General features: G+C 29.5%; 18 protein-coding genes. 15 read left to right on the forward strand and 3 right to left on the reverse strand.

Annotated elements, in window-relative coordinates:
• The first annotated feature begins 99 nt into the window (after positions 1-99).
• The 8 genes from H3143_RS01620 (at position 100) to H3143_RS03570 (ending at position 12,218) form a co-directional block, all read left to right on the forward strand.
• On the forward strand, positions 100-2,184 hold the full coding sequence (locus H3143_RS01620; RefSeq protein WP_182079078.1) for an FIVAR domain-containing protein: 2,085 nt from the start codon (positions 100-102) through the stop codon (positions 2,182-2,184).
• A 405-nt stretch (positions 2,185-2,589) separates the two neighbouring features.
• Complete coding sequence (locus H3143_RS01625; RefSeq protein WP_182079079.1) at positions 2,590-4,740, forward strand: FIVAR domain-containing protein; 2,151 nt, start codon at positions 2,590-2,592, stop codon at positions 4,738-4,740.
• Between the two features lie 101 nt (positions 4,741-4,841).
• Complete coding sequence (locus tag H3143_RS01630) at positions 4,842-6,863, forward strand: FIVAR domain-containing protein (RefSeq protein WP_182079080.1); 2,022 nt, start codon at positions 4,842-4,844, stop codon at positions 6,861-6,863.
• Between the two features lie 815 nt (positions 6,864-7,678).
• A complete protein-coding gene (locus H3143_RS01635; protein ID WP_182079081.1) occupies positions 7,679-8,887 on the forward strand; it encodes a restriction endonuclease subunit S in 1,209 nt (402 codons plus the stop codon).
• Positions 8,859-10,001, forward strand: a complete 1,143-nt coding sequence (locus H3143_RS01640; RefSeq protein WP_182079082.1) for a restriction endonuclease subunit S — start codon at positions 8,859-8,861, stop codon at positions 9,999-10,001. Before H3143_RS01635 ends, H3143_RS01640 begins: the two co-directional genes overlap by 29 nt.
• Positions 10,002-10,048: 47 nt before the next feature.
• On the forward strand, positions 10,049-10,222 hold the full coding sequence (locus H3143_RS03565; protein WP_407663513.1) for a restriction endonuclease subunit S domain-containing protein: 174 nt from the start codon (positions 10,049-10,051) through the stop codon (positions 10,220-10,222).
• A gap of 232 nt (positions 10,223-10,454) precedes the next feature.
• Entirely contained in the window at positions 10,455-11,687 is a 1,233-nt protein-coding gene (locus H3143_RS01650; protein WP_182079083.1) for a restriction endonuclease subunit S, read from the forward strand.
• Positions 11,688-12,056: 369 nt separating this feature from the next.
• Entirely contained in the window at positions 12,057-12,218 is a 162-nt protein-coding gene (locus H3143_RS03570) for a restriction endonuclease subunit S (protein WP_182079117.1), read from the forward strand.
• Positions 12,219-12,317: 99 nt separating this feature from the next.
• On the opposite strand, the gene H3143_RS01660 is transcribed toward H3143_RS03570, so the two are convergent.
• Positions 12,318-14,063, reverse strand: coding sequence for a 1-deoxy-D-xylulose-5-phosphate synthase (locus H3143_RS01660; protein ID WP_182079084.1), 1,746 nt, complete (start codon positions 14,061-14,063; stop codon positions 12,318-12,320).
• Positions 14,064-14,069: 6 nt separating this feature from the next.
• Positions 14,070-15,113, reverse strand: coding sequence for a heat-inducible transcriptional repressor HrcA (gene hrcA, locus H3143_RS03490; RefSeq protein ID WP_228444817.1), 1,044 nt, complete (start codon positions 15,111-15,113; stop codon positions 14,070-14,072).
• A gap of 22 nt (positions 15,114-15,135) precedes the next feature.
• On the opposite strand from hrcA, the gene uvrC reads away from it, so the two are divergent.
• Positions 15,136-16,914, forward strand: a complete 1,779-nt coding sequence (uvrC, locus tag H3143_RS01665; protein ID WP_228444818.1) for an excinuclease ABC subunit UvrC — start codon at positions 15,136-15,138, stop codon at positions 16,912-16,914.
• Here the strand turns inward: uvrC and H3143_RS01670 are convergent.
• Entirely contained in the window at positions 16,880-17,245 is a 366-nt protein-coding gene (locus H3143_RS01670; protein WP_182079085.1) for a YigZ family protein, read from the reverse strand. The two genes, uvrC and H3143_RS01670, sit on opposite strands and share 35 nt — an antisense overlap.
• A 352-nt stretch (positions 17,246-17,597) precedes the next feature.
• Between H3143_RS01670 and infC the strand changes: the two genes are divergently transcribed.
• The 6 genes from infC to pheT are packed head-to-tail and all read left to right on the forward strand — an operon-like array spanning position 17,598 to position 22,784.
• Positions 17,598-18,191, forward strand: coding sequence for a translation initiation factor IF-3 (infC, locus tag H3143_RS01675; RefSeq protein ID WP_182079086.1), 594 nt, complete (start codon positions 17,598-17,600; stop codon positions 18,189-18,191).
• 8 nt (positions 18,192-18,199) lie between these two features.
• The gene (gene rpmI / locus H3143_RS01680; protein ID WP_011113604.1) at positions 18,200-18,394 is read left to right on the forward strand and encodes a 50S ribosomal protein L35; all 195 of its coding nucleotides are present in this window, start codon (positions 18,200-18,202) and stop codon (positions 18,392-18,394) included.
• A gap of 24 nt (positions 18,395-18,418) precedes the next feature.
• Positions 18,419-18,766 (forward strand): 50S ribosomal protein L20, encoded by a 348-nt coding sequence (gene rplT, locus H3143_RS01685; protein WP_011113605.1) that lies wholly within the window; start codon positions 18,419-18,421, stop codon positions 18,764-18,766.
• Positions 18,767-18,771: 5 nt separating this feature from the next.
• Entirely contained in the window at positions 18,772-19,296 is a 525-nt protein-coding gene (locus H3143_RS01690) for a dUTPase (protein WP_182079087.1), read from the forward strand.
• A gap of 47 nt (positions 19,297-19,343) precedes the next feature.
• Entirely contained in the window at positions 19,344-20,360 is a 1,017-nt protein-coding gene (pheS, locus tag H3143_RS01695) for a phenylalanine--tRNA ligase subunit alpha (protein WP_182079088.1), read from the forward strand.
• A 9-nt stretch (positions 20,361-20,369) separates the two neighbouring features.
• Positions 20,370-22,784 carry a phenylalanine--tRNA ligase subunit beta gene (gene pheT, locus H3143_RS01700; RefSeq protein WP_182079089.1) on the forward strand — a complete coding sequence of 805 codons (2,415 nt, stop codon included), beginning with the start codon at positions 20,370-20,372 and terminating at the stop codon, positions 22,782-22,784.
• The last annotated feature ends 104 nt before the right edge of the window (positions 22,785-22,888 follow it).

The raw sequence follows: 22,888 nt of genomic DNA on the forward strand, positions 1-22,888 counted from the left end.
TGTTTTGTTAAAATAAGCTCAAATCAACAAAATCTATGAAAAATCAAAAAAAAAAATAGGCTTCTAAAAGTTGTTAGTTTATTAGGAGTAAGCTCAATTGTGGGCTTGTCATTAGCTAGTTGTACAGCAATCACACCTAGAGTTGTTAACCAAAATGGTGGTACGACCGTACAAGGTTCAAATAATAATAGAATTGATAATTCTAATCCTAGTAGTACTTCTAATCCAAGTAGTACTTCAAATTCTGGTGCTACTTCTTCTAATCCTGCAAGTACCTCTAACCCTAGTAGTACTTCAAATCCAGGAAGTGCTTCTAACCCAAGCAGTCCTTCTACTACAAATAATGTTAATCAATCAGCAGAACTACAAGCTACAAGAAATTCTTTAACTAAATTGATTGATGATCAAGCTAATACATTAGCTTCATATGGTGATTATGCTAAATTAAGACAAGATTTAATGTCAGCATATAGTTCAGCATCGGATGTACAAAGTAATCAAAGTGCATCATTAGAAAACTTAACTAATGCACTTAGGCAACTAGAAAACGCAATTAGCACAGCTAATGATACTAAAACCAAGTTCGTTAATGACAATGGTGATTTAATACAAAAATACGATCAATTAAAAATGACTTTAGCTGGTCGTGAAACAGCTTTACAAGGTTTAGATGGTGCTAATTATGGATTAATTAAGGACCATATAGAAAACTTGTTTAATGATGTTCAACAAGTAATCAATAATTCATTAATTCCGGTTAATGAATCAAATAAACCTACTACAAGTAGTTTAGAAACTTTAAAAACAAGTATTGATACTGCTACATCTCAAGATACTTTAATGACACAAAAAGCTAGTGCAGATAAACTAGCTACTGGTTTTGATAAATATGCATTATCTAAAGATGGGTTAAGTGGAGTTGATGCAAGTCATAACCAAGAACAACCTTGAAACTATGGCTTTGGTGGTTATAGTGTAGATTTAGGAACTGGTACTGCTACACAACCAGCTACTTCACCATCAACTCAATCAGTTCTTAATTACAGTTATTTTAGAAGACCTTATTGAAGATCTGATACGATGCAAGATCCAGATCAACAAAATTTAATTGATGTTTCATGAATTTATGGATTATTTGGACAAGATGCTAAATATACATTTAGCTTTAATTATTATGGTCCATCAACAACTGTATATTTATATTTCCCTTATAAGTTAGTTAAAAATGGTGATAGCGTTGCCTTACAATATAAATTAAATAATGGTAATCCTGTTGGAATTGATTTTAGTGGTACTGGAAAAAATTCTAACCCTGCTCCAACAGTAGCTGACATTAATGTAGCTAAAATTAGATTAACAGATCTAAATTTTGGTCCCAACACAGTTGAGTTCAGTATTCCTACAGGAAATGATGGTACTAAAGTTGCTCCAATGATTGGAAATATGTACATCAGTTCATCAGATCAAGCTAAGAATAAAGTTCATGATGATATCTTTGGGAACACACTAGCAGAAGATAATAACTCAGTATCAGTTAACTTTATTAATGGGTATGCTTTAATTTCTGATTGATCTACTTATATTGGTCCGTATACTAACGTACTATCTAACGTACCTGGTTCTGAAAGAATTAGACACTATTTAGTGAGTTATGTTGGTGGAACTAGCGTTCGTGGTGGAAGTAGTGCTACTTGAACAACCGGAATGAATCCACAAAAAGCTCCTACAAACACAGACAACAACAGAACGTTTTCATTCTATGTTAATGCTCCACGAGCCGGTAACTATTCAATAAAAGGAGTTTATTACACTGCTTTTAGTAGAGAATTAAACTTTAGTGTAGAATCGTCTACTGAAACAAATAAATCGACAAAGATAAGTAATTTACTATCAACTGGATCAGAAAATGGTGGTTTAAGAGAGTTTGATACCAATAAAGATAATGGTACAGGAAATGATCGTCAAAGTATTAGTGGTTCAATGTTTAGTATTTCTTCAAAAACAATATCTTTAACTGAAGGATTAAATAAGATTGTTGTTACAGGGAATAGTTCTGCTAGTGGTGCAAGCAATAAAGAAACACCTTATTTTGGGGATTTAACTTTTACGTATATACCTCCAATGGCTACTGAAACTGGATCTGCTGGAGCAAATAGTGGAGCAATGCCTGGATCTTCAAGATAAGCTTAAGACCTATAATTAGATATTCATAATATTGATTTTAAAACTGGCACGCAAGTGCTAGTTTTTTTTATTCGAAAAATAAAATAAAATTTTATATAAAAACTGATCTAAAAAGGTGAAAATTTGCTTAAAACCAAAAAATTTAATTTAATAAAATGCTTGAAATTATCCTTAAAATAAAAGGTTTTAGGCTAAAAATGAGCATGTTTAATTTTAAATAACCCTAGACAAGTAAGAAATATTAGCTTATAATCAATAAGTTAAACAATTTTATAAGTTAAGGTTATTGCTGATTAGATAAGAAACTAAAATCTTAGTTTTACTAATCTATTATTGATAACTTATAGATATCTAAAGTTATCAATTCATTAATAAATACAAAGACATTTAAACCAAATATATAGAATGAAGAAAAACAAAATAACAAAGATAATAGGCTTACTGGGTGTGGGTTCACTAGTAAGCTTATCAATATCGAGTTGTACAGCAATTGAGCAAGTTGTCACTCAAGGTAGTACAAGACCTAATGATGCTCAACCTAATGAGAACAAACAACCTACAAAACCTGTTGAAAATCAGCAACCTAGTAAATCTGTTGAGAATCAACAACCTAGTCAGCCTGTAGATAACAGTAACAACAATAGTAACAATATTGAGAATAATAACGTTAGTGAGAATAACAACAGAACTACTAGTAACGCCAACACAGGCAATACTGGTTCATTATCTTTACAAAGTGCTAGAGCTGAATTAAATACATTAATCGATTCTCAAAACGATACTCTTAAGGCATATGATGATTATGCTAAGATCAAAAAAGATTTAGAAAATGCTTATGCTAGTGCTTCTGAAGTTAGTAATAATGGAGATGCATCTCAAGAAGCAGTTAGTAATGCAGTTAGTGCATTACAAACTGCAATAAATACAGCAAATTCAACTAAAGATGATTTTAATAGAGATAATGCAGAATTAGTAACTACATTTAATAGTTTAAAACTTCTTTTAGACAATAAACGAACAACCTTAGCTTTATTTACGAACGATAATTATGCAACGATTAATAATCATCTAAAGAGTTTATATGATAACGCACAAAGTGTTATTGATAAGAGCTTATCACCACTAGAAGGTGATAAGCCAAGTACAGAAACACTTAAGAGTTTAAATGATAACCTTACTACTGCTAGCAGTGATGAGACAATCAATACTCAAAAACAAAAAGCAGATGAATTAAGATCAGGGTTTTCGAAGTTTACTTTGAATAATGAAAATTTAGCAGGTGTTGATGAACAACACAACAACCCCCAACCTTGAAATTACAGTTTTATTGGTTATAGTGTCGATCTTGGTGGTACAACTGGTGGTGCAGAAGCTAGAAGTGCAACAGATATAAACTTTAGTTTTGGAAGAAGAAAACTTTGGTCAAATGCAACAACTGTAGCTCCCGATTCAATGGAAGCAACTGATGTTTCATGAATCTATGGTCTCTTTGGTCCTAATGCTAAATATAGCTTAACTTTTGATTATTATGGACCAACTAATGCTTACTTATATTTCCCTTATAAGTTAGTAAAACAAGCCGATGCTGATAAGATAGCTCTTCAATATAAATTAAATGATGGTCAACCAACACAAGTTAGTTTTTCTTCATCTGACCAATCTGATAATCCACAAGCAAACCCAACTCCATCAGTTAACAAAATTAACGTTGCCAAGCTAGCCTTAACTGGTTTAGCTAACGGATCTAACAAAGTTGAATTCAGTTTACCAACTGAACAAGACAAAGTAGCTCCAATGATTGGTAATATGTATTTGACTTCTAATATAGAAAATACCGACAAGGTTTATAACAGTATATTTGGTAATGAACCTACGACTGATAACCCTAACGAAATTAATGTCGATCTTGTCAAAGGTTATGGATTAGCAGCTGATTATTCAACTTATTTAGCTCCATATACTACTAGATCGACTAATGTGTCTGGTTCAACTGCAGTTAGACGTTTCTTATTAGATTATGTTGGTAATACTAATACTCGTAATTCTGGTACTAGTAATGGTATGAGTTCTATAACAACTCCAACTAATACTAATGACAACAGAACATTTATCTTTTATGTAAATGCACCACAAGCTGGTGATTATTCAATTAAAGGAACGTATTATACAGCTGAAACTAGAGGATTGAATTTTGCTTTAGATGGTTCAACAGAAGAATCTAAAACATTAAAAATTAATAATCTTTTATCTACCCCTAGCTGAAATAGTCTTTCGAAAAAATTCGATACTAATAGTGATAATCAAGGTTCTGACGATGCAAGACAGAGCCGTAATACTGGGTTAACTTTTTCTCGAAAAACTTTACACCTAGATAAAGGACTAAATAAAATTGTTATCACTGGTAATAGTACGATAACAAATAAAAATACACCTATTTTAGGTGAATTAATCTTCACCTTAATACCACCAGCAACGACTGAAACAACACCTGCAGATGCACCAGCTAATGCAGCTTCGACTCAACCTATGCAACCAGTTGCTGAATCTACTTCTTAATAACTTCTATTAAGTTGTTAATGAATAAAAATAGATTAATCAAACAGCAATAACATTTAAACAATTAATTACTAAAGAAATATAAGGAATAAATACTCATAATGAAGAAAAATAAATTAACAAAAGTAATAAGCTTACTGGGTGTTAGCTCGTTGTTAAGCTTATCAATTTCAAGTTGTACATCAATCGATCAAGTTGTTACTAAACGTAGTACACAACCTACTAATACTCAACCTAATGTGAATAAACAACCTAGCAAACCGGTTGAGAACAGTAATAATAATGCTAATGATAATAGCAACAACGATAACAACAGTAATAATAACAACAGCAACTTAAACGAAAATAACATTATTAGTAATAACAATGATGATAACAACAATGGTGGTAATACCAATCCTGAAACTTTAGCTTTACAAAATGCCAAAACTTCATTAAAAACGTTAATCGATGCTCAAAGTGATGAGCTTAAAACATATGCAGATTACGCCAAAATAAAACAAGAACTAACAGACGCATATACTAGTGCATCTGATGTTAATAATAAAGAAGATTCTACAGTAGAAGATGTGAAAACTGCTGAAACCACATTACAAAACGCAATCGATAAAGCTAAAAGTGATAAAAGCGAGTTTGATAGTGCTAATCAACCTTTAGTTACTGCATATAACGAATTGAAAACTACTTTACAATCTAATACAAATGTTTTAGAAAGATTGTCTCAAGATCAATATATTAATATTAGAAATAAAGTTAGTGAAGTATTTAATATAGGCGCTGATATAACAACTAAATCGTTAGATTCTTTATCAGATTTTAATCTTGCAGCTGAAAATATTACTAAAGCAAATACTGACATAACTGAAGTTGTTACAAAACTTTCAGAATGAATGGGTAATGCTGACAAATTCAATGATTTTAAAAAGAAAGTTTTGTCTAAAGATCAATTAACTGCAGGAACGGGTGCAAATAATAATCAAGAACAACCAACAAACTGAAGTTTTGCTGCTTTTAGTGTAGATCTACCTAATTCTAATAATCTACAAAACTTAAGCTTTTCTCAAAGAAAAGTTTGAATGAATAATATGGGTACGACTAGTTTAGTTTCTTCTCCAGTTTCTTCAACAGATGTTTCTTGAATATATAAATTTGCTGGAGATGGCGCTAAATATACATTACGATTTGATTACTATGGACCATCTACAGGTTATTTATATTTCCCTTATAAGTTGGTTAAAAATAGCGATGCTAACAATATTGCACTACAATATAAGTTAAATGATGCTACAGAACAAACTTCTATTATTTTTGGAAATGAAGAAAATGCAAGTGGTCCTGCTCCAACAGTTGATAACATCAATGTAGCTAAAGTTACTATACCTAATTTAAATTTTGGTTCTAACACTATTGAATTCAGTGTTCCAACTACGAAAATAGCTCCAATGATTGGTAATATGTATCTGACTTCTAATGCTGGAAGTGAATCAAAAATTCATGACCAAATCTTTGGAAATGCAAACAATACAAATGACACTCAAACATCTGTTTCAGTGAATTTATTAAAGGGTTATGGCTTAACTGCAGGTTGATCAACTTATATCGGTGAATTCCCTGGTTTAACTAGAACAGGAGAAACACCTGCAGATTCAAATGCTGATGAACCAAATTATTTAGTAGGTTATATTGCAGGACCAGCTGCTAGACGCATTTCTACTAACACTGGTGCAGTTACAACTCCTTCAGCATCAACAACTAGAAGAACTCTAACTATATATGTGAATGCTCCAATGGCAGGTGATTATTATTTTAATGGAACATATATATCTACAGATAGAGAAACTAGATCGTTAAAATTCGAATCAAAAGAAACTACTAATTCTGTAACGATTAATGTAAGAGCTACACAAAACTTTACTTCATTAGAAAAATTTAATACTGGTGATATGAGTTCTAATGTTGTTACGAACGGTATGAAAAGAACGATACACTTTGATAAAGGTATCAATAAAATAGTTGTAAGTGGAGGAAGTAAAGATACTCCTTTTATTGGGAATTTAACATTCACTTTAAATAGTACTCCAGCAAGTAATGCTGGTGGAATGGAAACTAATCCATCTGCATAATATTAAGAATTAAATAAATACTTAGATTTAATAAAACGCTAAGTTGGTTAATAAAAGTTATTAATACCAGAACTATAAGTTCTGGTTTTTTTTATTTATAAAGTGATTGATGTTTTTAATTATTAAAATCAATAATAATCCTCAAGATATAACTCGATTCAAATATAGATAAGATCTGAACGATATTAGTACTCAATGTGATATGCTAGATATCTATCGATATATGTTGATACTTCAGTAGCTTGTAATCATTATATTTATGGCGATTATAATAGTTCAGGTACTAAAGTGCTCACTACATCAAGCAAGGACAAGTTCGATACTAATGTAATAAATACGCCACTTATAAGTATGTGGGTCAAACAAAAGTTTCTAACTTTTGATACTAAAACTAAAAGCAAACTGATATTAATGACGGCAATATTACATTAGAGAATAATATACATACTATCAGTTTAATTGAAGGTTGAGATAAGGTTTATATATCAGAGGTTAATGTTGTCGTGATAGGGAAGATAAGCTTAGTTTTAGATTGAGGATGAAAAGGTGAATTGCTGGTAAGATGTATTAATCTTTTTTTTAAAATGTAGTTAATGTTTAAAATTGAATGTTGTAGTCTTAGTATTTTTTATAGTAATAACATTACCGATTAAATCTTTCATTTTCTAGTACTTTTTAAGAAACTTAAATTTAAAAATGTCACAATTAAGAAAAGAAATTAAAGATTTCTAATCTTTATGTGTGTTGTGTTATTGTTTATTTTAACTACTTATCACAACATCTAAAATCATTAAAAAATTGGCTATTAGAAAACAATGAACAAAATTCAAAAGTTAATTAATGAACTTTGTCCAAATGGAGTAGAGTTAAAAAGAATTGAAGAAGTAGTTGTTTGAAACAAAAAATTTAAAGACGCAAATAATACTTTTAAACCTGTAAAAATACCTGATATTTTAAGTAAAGTAGCTAAAGAAATCGCTACAAATGATGGTGATATTAAAATACTAACAACAGGTTTAAAAGACCTATATACTATTAGAGAAGGTAACGAAAATTACATTTACAATGGTGAAGTTATCACCATTCCAACAGGTGGTTCGGCGAACATAAAATACCATAATGGTGATTTTATCAACTGTGGCAATATCATTGGTATCAGTCAAGATAAAAAGGTTTTAAATACCAAATATCTTTATTATTTTCTAATAGAAAATCAGGAATTGATTGAGTCATTTTATCGTGGCAGCGCAATCAAACATCCTAGTATGTCTGATATTTTGAGTATTGAAATCCCTATACCACCACTTAAAATTCAAGATGAAATAGTGAGGGTGTTGGATTCATTTTCAGAGCTTACAGCAGAGCTTACAGCAGAGCTTAACTTACGTTCATCTCAATATATCTATTATCGAGATAAGTTACTTAATTTTGATAATAATAATCAAGAAATAAAAATTAAAAGATTAGATGAAATATCTAATATCTTAGTTGGAAAAGATAAACCTGAAGATTTCTCAACTGAGCAATCAAAAACTCATAACTACCCAGTTATCAGTAACGGTAAAGGACAAAATGCAATTCTAGGATATTCTAGTACATTCGCTGTAAATAGTGAATGTATTACGATATCAGCAAGAGGTACTATTGGTTATTGTGAATATCGAAATTATCCTTTTACACCTGTTATTAGATTATTAACATTATTACCTAATGATAATGTTGATACAAAATTCCTTTATCATTATTTATCTAGATATTTCAGTGAAAAAACCTATGATGTAGGTGGAATTCAACAATTAACAAAAGTAGATATTCAAGATATTAAAATTCATTGTCCTTGTTTATCTATACAAAGTAAGATATCTAATTTCTTAGATAATTTTGAACAAATTTGTACTGATTTAAATATTGGTCTTCCCAAAGAAGCAGAATTAAGAAATAAACAATATGAGTACTATAGAGATCAGATCTTTAACTATCTAAATACAGGAAAAGTTGAAGATTCGAGAGAGAGAGAGATCTAATATAATCATTATTCTTACTTATCTATTCGGTCATATTGATCTTAAACTAATCGATGTTACCGACTTCATTCGTGGTGTTTCTTATTCTAAAAACGATGAAATCAACATGAATGAAGATCTAGATTATACTTATATTTTAAGAGCTAATAACATCTCAATAAACAATCAATTAGTTTATGAAGATGTTAAAAAAATTAAAAACAATATAAAGATAAAAGACAATCAAAGATTATTTAAAGATGATATCTTGATGTGTATATCAAGCGGTTCTAAAGAACATGTTGGTAAAGTAGCTTATGTATTAAATGATATTGATAACTATAGCTTTGGTGCATTTATGGCTAAAGTAAAAACTCTTAAATGTGCTAATCCTAGATTCATTTATCACTTTTTAAGTAGTGATAAATTTAATAATCAATTAGATAAATTAATTAGTAATACAACTATCAATAATATCAATAATCATATTTACTCTAATATAAACTTAACTATTCCTTCATTATCAATTCAGAAGAAAATAGTTGATGTTCTAGACAACTTCGAACAAGTTTGCTCAAGTTTGAATATTGGATTGCCCAAAGAGATCGAATTAAGAAACAAACAATACGAATTTTATAGAAACCAAATCTTCAATTACTTAACAACTGGCGAATTCGAGAGAGAGAGAGATCTAATTAGATTACTTGTATATATCTTCGGTAACGTTAACGTTACCCTAGAAGATATCGGTTATTTTTATAACGGTTTAACTGGCAAAACAAAATCAGATTTTAATCAAGATTCTAATTCTTATTATGTTTCTTATGTTGATATATTCAACAACCTAGTAATAAATAATAATTTAAATCTAAATAATAAAGTTAATATATCAGAAAACGAAAAACAAAATAAAGTAAAAATTCACGATTTATTATTTACTAATTCATCTGAAAATTTTGATGAATGTGCAATGTGTTGTTTATATACTAAAGATATAAACAACGATGTTTATTTAAATAGTTTTTCGTTTGGTTATAGAATATATGATCATGATCTTGTAAATCCACATTTCTTAAAACATTTATTTCATACAAATGTTTTAAGAAATAAATTAATAAATGTGTTAGTGGTGTAACTAGATTTAATTTATCTAAAGATAAATTTAGAAAGATTAGGATAACTATTCCATCTTTATCTATTCAAAATAAGGTTGTTAATATTTTAGATAATCTTTATCAAATATCGGGTGATTTATCACAAGGGATACCTTTGGAAATCTCACTGAGACAAAAGCAGTACGAGTACTATAGAGATCAGATCTTTAATTACTTAAATCCATTTCAGGTCTACAAGTAGCAATAACCCTATCTTTTTGTTCTAAAATATGTTCATGATCATGAAATATCAGTAAAATTATTTACATTAATATTGATTACTAATGTAGTGTAAGACATAAGCTTATTACAAAAAACTTATCTATAGTTTTTTAATTAAAACTAATAAATTATTTATTTAATAAATAATCTTATTAAGATACTTAATCTAGACTAGAGATTAAAACTATAAGAAGATTAAAAACATAAAAATAATGAATAAAATTCAGCAATTGATTAGTGAACTTTGTCCTGATGGGGTGGAGTATAAGACATTAGGTGAAATATGTAATGTCACTAAAGGCAAACAATTAAATCGAGAGAATTTATTAAAAGAAGGATTGATCCCAGTGATAAATGGGGGAATCAGTCCTTCTGGATATATCAATGAAGGTTTTAATTTTGATAAAAACCATATAACAATTAGTCAAGGTGGAGCTAGTGCTGGTTATATTCAATGAATGGATGTACCATTCTTTGCTGGTGCACATTGTTTTGTTTTAACTAATGTATCGATCTATGATCGATATTTGTATTATTTCTTAAAGAGTAAGCAAGAATACATTATGAACCTTAAGTATGGTTCAGGGATTCCAGCTTTAGATAAAAAAACTGTTTTGAATATCGAAGTTGCGGTTCCGCTAATTAAAGTTCAAGAAGAGATAGTCAAGATCCTTGATTCATTTTCAGAGCTTAACTTACGTTCTAATCAGTATGTCTATTACAGAGATAAGTTGCTAAGCTTTGAACAAGATAAAGAATTAAAAGTTAAAAAGTTAGGTGAGATTTTTTCTGTAGACAATGTCGGAATAGAGAAGAAAATTATTCATGGAGAAAGATATGTAAAAATTATTAATTACATGGATGTTTTCGAGAATAAAACTCTTAAAAAATCTGATTTAAGAATGATGGTCACTGCTACAAAAAGTGAAATTTCAAAATGCAACGTTTTAAAAAATGATGTTTTCATAACACCAGCAAGTGAAATTAGAAACGAAATTTGTGTAGCTTCTACGGTGTTAGAAGATATGTCAAATGTCTTGTACAGTGATGACATAATGAGACTTAGACCTTTTGAACCAGATTATTTTGTATCTAAGTTTGTTACTTATTACTTTGATTCTCCACAAGCTAGAAAAGAAATTGAAAAACACGCAAACGGTTCTCAATGATTTTGAATTAAAAAATCATTTTTAGAAAATTTTGAAATCAAAGTACCTAGCTCAAAAATTGTTAAAAAAATAGTAAGCTTCTTAGATAACTTTGAGGAAATATGTAGCGATTTGAATATCGAACTTCCAAAAGAAATAGAACTTAGAAACAAGCAATACGAATATTACAAAGATCAAATATTCAACTACTTGAATACAGGTCAAGTTGACGGAACCGTAGAGAGAGATCTAATTAGATTATTTGTATATATCTTTAATCAAATACAAGTTACTTAGAAGATGTAGGTCATTTTTATAAAGGTTTAACTGGTAAAACAAAATCAGATTTTAGTGAAGATGTAAACTCTTACTATATCTCTTATGTTGATATATTCAACAATTTAGAAATAAATAATAATTTACATCTGACTAGTAAAGTCAATATGTTAGAAAACGAAAACAAAACAAAGTAGATTAACGATTTAGTATTCATTAATTCTTCAGAGAATTTTGATGAATGTGCAATGTGTTGTTTATATAACAAAGATATAAACAATAGCGTTTATTTAAATAGTTTTTTCGTTTGGTTATAGAATATATGATCATGATCTTGTTAATCCACATTTCTTAAAACATTTATTTAATATAAATGTTTAAAGAAAACAAATTAATAAATGTGTTAGTGGGGTAACTAGATTTAATTTATCTAAAGATAAATTTAGAAAGATTGTTATCACTATTCCTTCATTATCTACTCAAAATAAGATTGTTAAAATTCTTGAAGTCTGCATCAAATATCAAACGATTTTTCTCAAGGAATACCTTTAGAAATCTCGCAAGACAAAACCAGTATGAATTCTACAGTGATGAAATATTTAATTACTTAAATCCTAGTAAGATCGAAAGTATAGAGACGAACAAATTTAATTACTTATTTAAATTTTTCTTAATCTCATCAATTACCTGTTCATGATCCATCTTATGACGAATTAATAAATCCTTATTATTTCCATGTTGTGGAATAGTTTTAAAGTTATAAGGATATATTGATTTATTTTGATATTTCTTTTCAACAATTAATAGATAAAACTCATTTACTAATCCAATATTTCCATAAATATTTTCATAAATATAAATCTGATCATATTGATCTAGGATCTTAATGATGTTTTGATCTAGTTGATCACCATGAACTAGGATTGCATCAAAGCAATCAACATCATTAAGTTGTTGTTCATCTAATACTTTCTTAAATAAGATTGGGTCATTATTGTATGAGATTAAGACCGTTTTGTTTGAATTATTATCTGGGTTCAACTTTACTCATTGATTGATATTATCAAAGTTTTGATAATATGATTCGTATTGATCTAGTTCAACAAAATAACGATTATATCTAATTGCAATTACTTGGTTTGTATTAGTTATTACTTGATTAAGTAGTTTTTTTAATACGATCTCATTGCTTGCAGCATAGATCTTTGAATTTGGGGTGTTTTTAATCATCCCCACATCAAAGATTCCATGATGAGATGAACCTTCAGTCCCATTTAATCCACATCGATCAATTAAGAGATTTATCCCTAAATTAAGTCGGGATAAATCATGGTTTAATTGATCATAACTTCTTTGTAAAAAGGTTGAATAGATTGGTAAAAAAACCGGAACTTTATTTAAACTTACTCCTGAAGCCATTGATAGGGCGTGTTCTTCAGAAATCCCCACATCAATATAGTTTTTCTTGTACTTATTGATCAGATCAATAAACCCAGTTGCATAAGTCATTGCAGGATTAATGATACAAAACTGTTGTCCTTCTTTTAGTTTTGCTTCTAAATAACTAGCTGCTATAAATCCAGCTTGATCTTGATAAGTTTTATTTGAACGATTAGAGTTATGATAAGTTCCAATTAAATCAGCTTCAGCTGCTTTAATTCCTTTACCCTTAATTGTTTTGACATGAACAATTACGGGTTTATTCTTAACTAGTTGTTTAGCTAACTCTAAACCTTTAAAGATCTGATCTAGATCATGACCATCTTCTACTTTGATATACTCATAATTTAGTTGTTTAAAGAAGTTGGTATGATCATTCTTTAAGTTAGCTAATAACTTATTAAACTCACCAAAGTTTTCAGAGATCGACATCTGATTATCATTAAGAATAATAATCATCTTATGATCATGAAAACTGATATTATTGATTGCTTCAAAAGCAATCCCGTTAGCGATACTAGCATCCCCGATTACGGGGATGATTAGTTGTTCTTTATTTAGTAGTTGATTACTAAAAACTAATCCACTAGCAACACTAAGTGAATTTGAAGTATGACCCCCAGCATAATAGTCATACTTAGATTCGTTTAAATCTTGTAACCCACTTAATCCGTTCGTTTGACGGATTGATTTAATCTGATCAAATCTACCAGTCACCATCTTATGAACATAAGCTTGGTGACTGGTATCATAGAACACCTTATCTTGATCTAGATTAAAGAAGTATGCTAATGCAATACTTAGTTCAACAATCCCAAGATTTGATGATCAATGAATACTTTTTTCATAACCTAGATTAATTAGATAATCCCTGATTTCAGTAGCTAAAACTTTAAGATCATCTTTTTTGATCTTTAAGAAATCAGCATAACTCTTAATCGTATTTAATAATTTCATTATTAATTATTGATCAAAATCATCGATTGGTAAATTTAAATGATCGATCTTTTCAACTTGTTCTTTTAAGATATTTAATAAACCCTTGATCTTACCGTATTCCATTCGGTTAGGTCCAACGATCGCGATCTGGTGTTTGTTTTGATCAGTCTCGATCAAAGTTGAAGCAACCGAGATCCCTTCAATCCCAATATCTTGACCAAAGGTGATCACAGATTTCCCAGTTTTTTGTTGCATGAATGAAATCTGTTCTCAGATTGAAGTATTTTCAAGCAAGTTTAAGATCTCACTTAACTTGTTGTGATCGTGAAACTCGGGGTGGATAACAAGCTTCTTAGTTCCTTTGATATTAATCGTACTCTTTTCATTAATATCAAAGATATAATTAACTATTCGTTGCATCACGAATTCGTATTCGTGAACTTTGGTTCTCACAATCTCTTTAATCGCAATCAACTTTTCTTTCAATTCAATAAATGGTGTATCAACTAATCGATCATTAAAGATCTGCACACAAGTTGATACATCATCATATTGAATTGAGTTTTGGTACTTAATTGTTTTTTTAATCACTTCTCCAGAAGAAGAGACAATCAAGATTAATGCGGTATTATTATTAATCTTGATTAGATCCATTCTTTTTAATAGATCATAAGATTTGAACTTAGTTATGACAGAAGGTAAGTTAGTTACATTATTAATGAATTCAACTGATTGTTCAATTACTTCATCAATTGAATGATATCGTTTATTTAAGATCGTCATTAACTTTTGTTTTAATTGTTCTGAGATCTTAGTTTCAGCTAAATTAGCTTCATAGTATTGATAACCTTTAATCGTTGGTATTCTACCAGCTGAAGTATGAGGTTTTTCAATATACTTTTCTTTTTCTAACACTGACATCTCGTTGCGAATGGTAGCACTGGACACTTCATTGTTAAAATACTTTTCTAAGATAATCTTAGAACCAACTGCAGTTGCAGTTGAGATATACTCATTAATAATTGCCTTTAAGATCAAGATCTGGCGTTCTGTCAATTTATTATTCATAATAATAAAATTATATAAGACAATGAATTTTAAGCTGAAACAAAAACTAGATTTAGCGCCTAAAAAACCAGGGTGTTATTTATGAAAAAATAATCTCAATGAGATTATTTATATTGGTAAAGCTAAAAATATTTATAAAAGAACCCACCAATACTTTAATGGGCCAAAAGATCTAAAAACATCAAAGCTAGTCAATGATATCTTTGATGTTGAATTCATTGAAGTTAATAATGAAAATGAAGCATTATTACTAGAAGCTAATCTAATTAAAAAACACAAGCCTAGATATAATATTCTGCTTAAGGATAACAATGGTTATCCTTATATTCTGATTACTAAAGAAAAGTATCCAAGATTACTTTATACAAGAAACTTTGATCCCAAAAAGGGTAAACACTACGGACCTTTTGCATCTAGCGAGATGAAAGCTTATGATATTTACAATCTTTTATTAAAACTGTTTCCACTAAAAAACTGCTTTAATAAAAAAGGTCGTAAGTGTGAGTTTTATGATCTTAATTTGTGTATGAAAGCTTGTACTCATGAAGTGACAGATTCTGATTATGAAGTTGTGAAGAAAAAAATAGACTATTTTTTTCACAACGGAGCTGATCAAGTTTTAAGTGGGTTGAAAGAAAAAGAATTAGCTGCTAGTTCCAAATTCGATTTTGAACAAGCTAAAAAATATTTAGATCTACAAAAAGCAATCAAACTAATCTTTGATAAACAGATTATTAATTTATATAGTGCAAAGGAACGTGTAGATGTACTAGCTTATCAGATCAGACAAAACGTGATTTGTATTGTGTTATTCTCTTATGTCTCTAGTCAATTAGTATCTAAAAACACAATCTGTGATTTTTATTATGGTGATGAACAAGAAGTAATTACTTCTTATTTAACTCAATACTATAAAGATAATATTAAACCTAAGGTTTTGTATGCTTCATTAGATGAAACAAACTCAACTTTATTAAAAGAAGGTTTAGAGATTGAGATCATCAATCCCACAAGTGGGAAGATGAATGAGATTATGAATCTGGCTTTACAAAATGTTAGTAATGAATTAAACCAAAAATATGATTCGTTAGTTAAAAAAGAACAAACAATTAACTTAGCCCTTGATCAATTAAAAGAATTGATCAAGGTAGATAAACTTAATTATATTGAAGTTTATGATAATTCCAACTTATTTAATACTGATAAAGTATCAGCGATGATTGTTTTTGAAAACAATCAGTTTAATAAAAAGAAGTATCGTAAATACAAGATTAAAGATGATAGTTCATTAGGTGATTATCACTATATGTATGAAGTGATTTATCGGAGATTGTATTCTTCTTTAAAAAATAAATTTGTAGATCTCCCCGATCTAATTGTTTTAGATGGTGGTAAACATCAGGTGTTAGCAGCTAAAAAGGTGATTAGTGATTTAAGTATTACTAAAAAGATTAATCTGATTGGGTTAGCTAAAAACAACAAACACCAAACCGATAAGATTGTCGATTATGATCTTAATGAGATCAGTTTAGATAAATCTTCAGCACTTTATTTTTTCTTAGCAAACCTCCAAGAAGAAGTGCATAAGTTTGCGATCACTTTCTTTCGCAAAACCAAAGCCAAATCATTGTATGATTCGGTCCTTGATGAGATAAAGGGTTTGGGTAAAAAAAGAAAGCAACGATTGATCGAATATTTTAAAACGATAGATGAGATTAAAAAAGCTTCAATTGCCAGCTTGTCTCAAGTTTTGCCAATTGAAGTTGCTAAGAATTTGAAGCAGAAATTAGATCAATCGTAGCATTAGCAGTTTTGCGATACGCCTTAATCAATCCACCAGCTCCTAGTTTCACCCCACCAAAAAAGCGAACTACAAATACAACATAACCATACAATCCTTTGATTCTTAACAGATCATATATCGGTTTACCTGCGGTGTTTTTTGGTTCATTATCATCACTAAACCCAGCGGTTTCAACCCCGTTATCTTTATAAAGATAACCATAACAGATATGAGTAGCTTTCTTATACTGTTTTCTTAATTGTTCAAGTAAATCCTTTACCTCTTGTTTGGAAGAGATCTGATAAGATAACCCAATAAACCTAGAGTTTTTAAAATATAGTTCAACCATTTAACTAAGATTATATATAAACGATAAGATATTAAAAACTCGGTTTATTGAGATGATATCCATCTAAATCTAAATAGATTGTGTTATAATTTATCAGATGATCTTCAAATAGTTATTTGAATAAAAACCAAATCATCAAATCATAATTACAAAAGCAGTGTTACACTCACCTAAATCTCTTAATTGTAGATCGTGGTTGAACATTAGTTTCTTAAATCCAAGAAAATCTTGTTGCTAACTAAATATAGATCATATTGATTTAAGAAACTAAGCTAACTTTATATTTTATTAACAATATAATGCTCACACTGCTTCTTGTTTGTGTGACATTTTTTTATTTAAAAAGGATTATATGAGCCAAGACAACAATCAAAGGAATCGAAGACCAAAACCAAATTTACCACCAATTAATAAGAACATTAAATTTGATAGTTTCACTTTAATTGATGAAAATGGAACTAATCTAGGGGTTGTTAAGAAAGAAGCTGCCCTAGCAATGGGTGATAGTAAGGGTTTGGATGTTGTTGTCATCTCAAATAATCCCAACACTGTAATTGCGAAGTTAATGGACTATGGTAAACATGTCTATGAACAAAAACGCAAGAAACGTGATAGTAAGAAAAAACAAACCGTCGTTAAAGTTAAAGAAATTAACTTTAAAGCCGGAGTGGGTGATCATGATATTGAATGAAGAGCAAAAAAATCCATCGAATGATTAAACGATGGGTTTCATGTCAAGTTTAGTATCAGAGCATTCTCAAGAATGGTTACCAGAGAAGAATTAATCAAAGAAGTTTATGATAAGTTCTATCAGATCATTCAAGATTATGCTGATATCCAAAAACCATACACCAAGATTTCACGCAATATGTATGAAGCGGTTTTTATTCCGACTAAGAATAAGAAGAAAGCTGAACTAAATCAAACTACTAGTCAAGAAAGTTAATAATTACTATGCCAAAAATGAAGACCAAAAGTGCTGCAGCTAAACGTTTTAAAACAACTAAAAGCGGGAAGATTAAACGTAAGCAAGCTTACACTTCACACCTAGCACCAAATAAAACAACTAAGCAAAAACGCCACCTAAGAAAAGATGGCTTAGTGCACAAAACTGATTTCAAAAGAATTAAGCAATTAATTGCTAAATAAGATTATTTTTAGGAGAAAACCAAGATGAGAGTTAAAGGCGGACCAACTACAAGAAGACGCAGAAAGAAATGATTAAACCAAGCCGAAGGGACATTTGGAACTCGTCACGCGTCATATAAGGTTGCTAAACAAACCGTAATTAAATCTGCAAAATACGCATTCAGAGACCGTAAGAATAAAAAACGAGAATTCAGAGCACTTTGAATTCAACGTCTAAATGGTGCACTACGTGAATTAGGTGTAACTTATTCTGTATTCATTAATTTATTAAAGAAACAACAAATTACGATTAACCGTAAGATGTTATCTGAAATCGCGATCCACGATCACGAAGCTTTCAAAAAGTTAGTAAAAGAAGTTACAGGTAAATAGATGATATGCTTTTAGACCTTGAAAAGTTTGTCACAAAACAAGCAGAGCTTGATACTATCATCTTTAAAAAGACTAAAAGCTCTTATAAGAAAAACCAAAAGCAAAGAAGATTATGACTTGCTGTAGAGATTGGTAATTTAGCTAAGCAGATCGAAGCTTACAAGTTTTGAAAAACTGGACCAAAACAAGATGTGCATGCGATCTTAGAAGCTTGTGCTAATGTGCTACATTTATCAATCAGTTTTCTAATCCAGTTTAAAACTGAGATTGCTGCTGATAAAAGTGCTGAATTAAACTTTGTTTTTGATGTCAAACAACAAAAACAAAAACCATCAAGTTTAATCGCTTCAAAGCGTTTTTTAGAACTGTATGAACTTTGTTTATCAATGGAAGATTGATGATCATGCCAAAAGTTCATCGATGAACTATTAACTTTAATTAGTCTGATGCGTCTTGACTTTAATGAGTTATACAAAGAATACATTAGACAAAGTGCTAACATCATAAAACGCATTGATGAAGATATTTAAAGCTAACCACTTTAAATATCTTTTTTATCTTATCTATTCATTATCATATGGATCAATTCAAAAATATTATTGATGATTTTAAGACTACAATCAGTTCAATCGATAATCAAAGAGAACTGTTAGTAACTAAAAACATCTTTGTTAAAAAACACGTTTCACCACTGTTTGGACAACTGAAACAGTTAAATGAACTTGAAGCTAAAAAAGCGTTTGGTAAAGATTTAAACTATCTACAAGAAACAATTCAACAATTGTTTGAAGAAAAAAATCAACAACTTGAAATCAATCTAGATCAAAGCATTAAACCTGCTTATGATCTAATGATTCCTGCACTTGATTTAGTTGATGGATCGATTCATCCATTAAATCTAGTAATCAATCAGATCGTTGATTTTTTTAAGAAGTTTAACTTTACGATTACCAATTATCCCGAATTAGTATCAACCAAACATTGTTTTGATGATCTAAATATTCCCTTGGATCACCCAGGAAGATCGACTACTGATACGTTTTATGTAAATGATAAGCAGTTATTACGAACACATTGTACAGCTGGTACGATTGAAGCGGTTGCTTCAATGAATAAACACAAAGACATCCGTGTAATTAGTTTTGGTAATGTTTATCGTAATGATACTGATGATGCTACCCATTCACACCAGTTTATGCAAATGGATTTTATGTGAGTTAAGAAAGATCTTTCTTTAGCAAATCTAAAATGGTTTGTTACTAAATTCATCGAACATATGTTTGGTAATGATCTAAAAACTCGATTTAGACTTTCACACTTTCCTTTTACTGAACCTAGTTTTGAAGTTGATGTAGAATGTTGAAACTGTCAAAGTGGTTGTTTTTTATGTAAAAAAACCAGATGAATTGAGATCATGGGTTCAGGAATCTTACATCCAAAAGTACTAGAAGCTGCACACATTGATAGTGAAAAAATGGTAGGAATTGCTGCTGGAATTGGGATTGAAAGAATTGCAATGCTAAAAAATAATATCACTGATATTAGGGATTTTTATCTTAATGACTTCAGATTTATCAAGCAATTTTATGAGTAGTAAATAATTATGTTGTTATCAAAAAAAGTAATTGCTAATTTCATTCCCACAATCTTTAAAGTTGAAGATAAAAAGATCGTAGAAGCACTTAATGCTATCGGTGCTGAAGTTGAATCGATCAAAACTTTTAGTATGATCGATTATTTAGTGATCGGCAGAATCTTCAATATTAAAAAACACCCTCACGCTGAAGCACTAAATATCTGCTCAATCCAGATTAGTGATAATAAATTTATCAATGTAATCTCAGATTCTCCCAATCTTTTTGATCAGAATAAAGTGCTTAATAAGTATGTGATTGTTGGGATGGAAGGTGCAGAATTACCCAACGGAATTACGGTAATTAACCGTGATATCCGTGGAATTAATAGTAGTGGGGTACTATGTTCTTATGGTGATCTAAATCCCCAATACAGTGAATACTTATCTGAATATGATAGTAAAAATATCATTATTCTCGATAAAGCTAAATTAGGTGATACAGAAGTTTATAAGTATTTAAATATCGATGATACGATCTTTGATATCTCATTACCTTCTAATCGTCCAGATTGACACGGAATTAGATTTTTAGCTAAAGAATTATCAGCTTATTTAAATCTTAAATATGTTGAGATTATCGGTAGAGCTAAACAAACTGATTTTCATCAGATTAACTTTAAGGTTTTAGATGAAACTAATAATAAAGCCAAATACTTTGGTGGGATCCATTTAAGAAACTATCAATTACAACAATCAAGTTGAAACACTAAAGGGATCTTGATTAACAACCACATTAAACCAATTAATGATTTAGTTGATCTATCTAATTTAATTCCGTTGTTTGTGGCTAACCCAATCCACATCCACGATGCTGATAAGATTGTTGGTGATGTGAGATTAATTCAAGCAACTAAGCAAGAACCATTCTTAGGTTTAGATAATAAAACTTATACAATCCAAGAAGGTGATCTTTTAGTTGTCGATGATGAAAAGATCATTGCACTTGCTGGGATCATTGGTTCAATGGCAACTGCTGTTGATGAAAACAGTATTAACTACTTCATTGAAGTAGGTAATTTTGATCGACATCAGATTATTAAATCAGCTGCTTATCATAAGATCAGCACAAATAGTTCTAGTTTATTTAGTAAAGAGATCTCTTTATATCAAACCAAAAAGACCTTTGAATACTTATACCAATACTTATTAACTAAGGTTTATAATCAACAGTTATCTGATATATCTAAAACATTTAGTGTTGATGAGTATCATCAACAAGTAAAAGTTAATTACGATCAGATTCGTAGTTTATTGGGAAGTGTTGAATATTTAGCTGATGCTAAGATTCAAAAATCATTAACTAACTTGGGATTTTTAGTTAGAGATGATCTTGTCTATGTTCCAAGTTATCGTAATGATATTTATAACTGACAAGATTTAGTTGAAGAATTATTAAAGATCTTAAATATTAATCTATTTGAATCGATCCCAATTAAAGCAGATTATTTACTTGAAGTAAATAATGAAACAAATGAATTGTTAGATCGATTATCTAAAAAACTAAGATCATTAAAGTTTAATCATATTAGAACTTATAACTTAACTTCTAAAAAACGAGCTGAATTATTAAATCTATTTAGATACAAAGATCCAGTTGTAGTAACTAATCCGATCGCTGAAACTAGACAGTATTATCGTCAAAATATTATAGCTAACTTATTAGAAGTTTATCAACTAAACCAATCTTATAAGAATAAGTTATATCCAATCTTTGAGATTCAAAGTCTATTAACTAAAAATGGTGCTAACCACCACATTGGTTTGGTGATGGCTAATAACTTATTCAATCATAGTTATGATCCATCTTCAGGGATCAAACTAGATCTAATCACCATTAAAGGGATTAGTGATATCATTGTTAAAAACTTTGGATTTAGTTGTAATTACCAAACAATTAATGATGATACTTATCTAGTTAAAAACGATTCATTGAAATTAGTTGTTTATGATGAAACGATTGGTTATATTGGTAGGATTAAAAAATCTGTTCTAAAAGAATTTGATTTAGCTGATCAGGATATCTATTGTTTAGATATTAATCTCGAACGATTAATTACTTCAATTAATCGTTATGTAAGAACATACGAAGCTTATGATCACCACCAAGAAGTAAGTAGAGATATTACTTTCCAACTAAAAAATGATGTTGACTTTAACAGCTTTATTAATGTAATTAATAGCTTTAATAAGTTGTCGAAATGAGAAATTATCTCAATCTTTAATTCAACCAATCAGATTGATAATGAAGATACTTACCAACCAACTAAATATACAGTTAGATGTTATCTAAAACAAGTTGATAAGACTTATACAACTAAAGAAATCAATGAAGTATTTGATGAACTAATTGAACTGATGAAATCTAAAGAAATTCTAATTTAGGATTAGTTTATCTTCATTTACATCATCAACATATTTATTAAAAAATAACGGTAAATTTTAATAAACCGTTATTTTTTTTTATGTGTATGAATTAGTGCTTATAT

Origin of the sequence: Mycoplasma tullyi, from assembly GCF_014068355.1 — a bacterium.
Taxonomy (GTDB): Bacteria; Bacillota_I; Bacilli_A; order Mycoplasmatales; family Mycoplasmoidaceae; genus Mycoplasmoides; species Mycoplasmoides tullyi.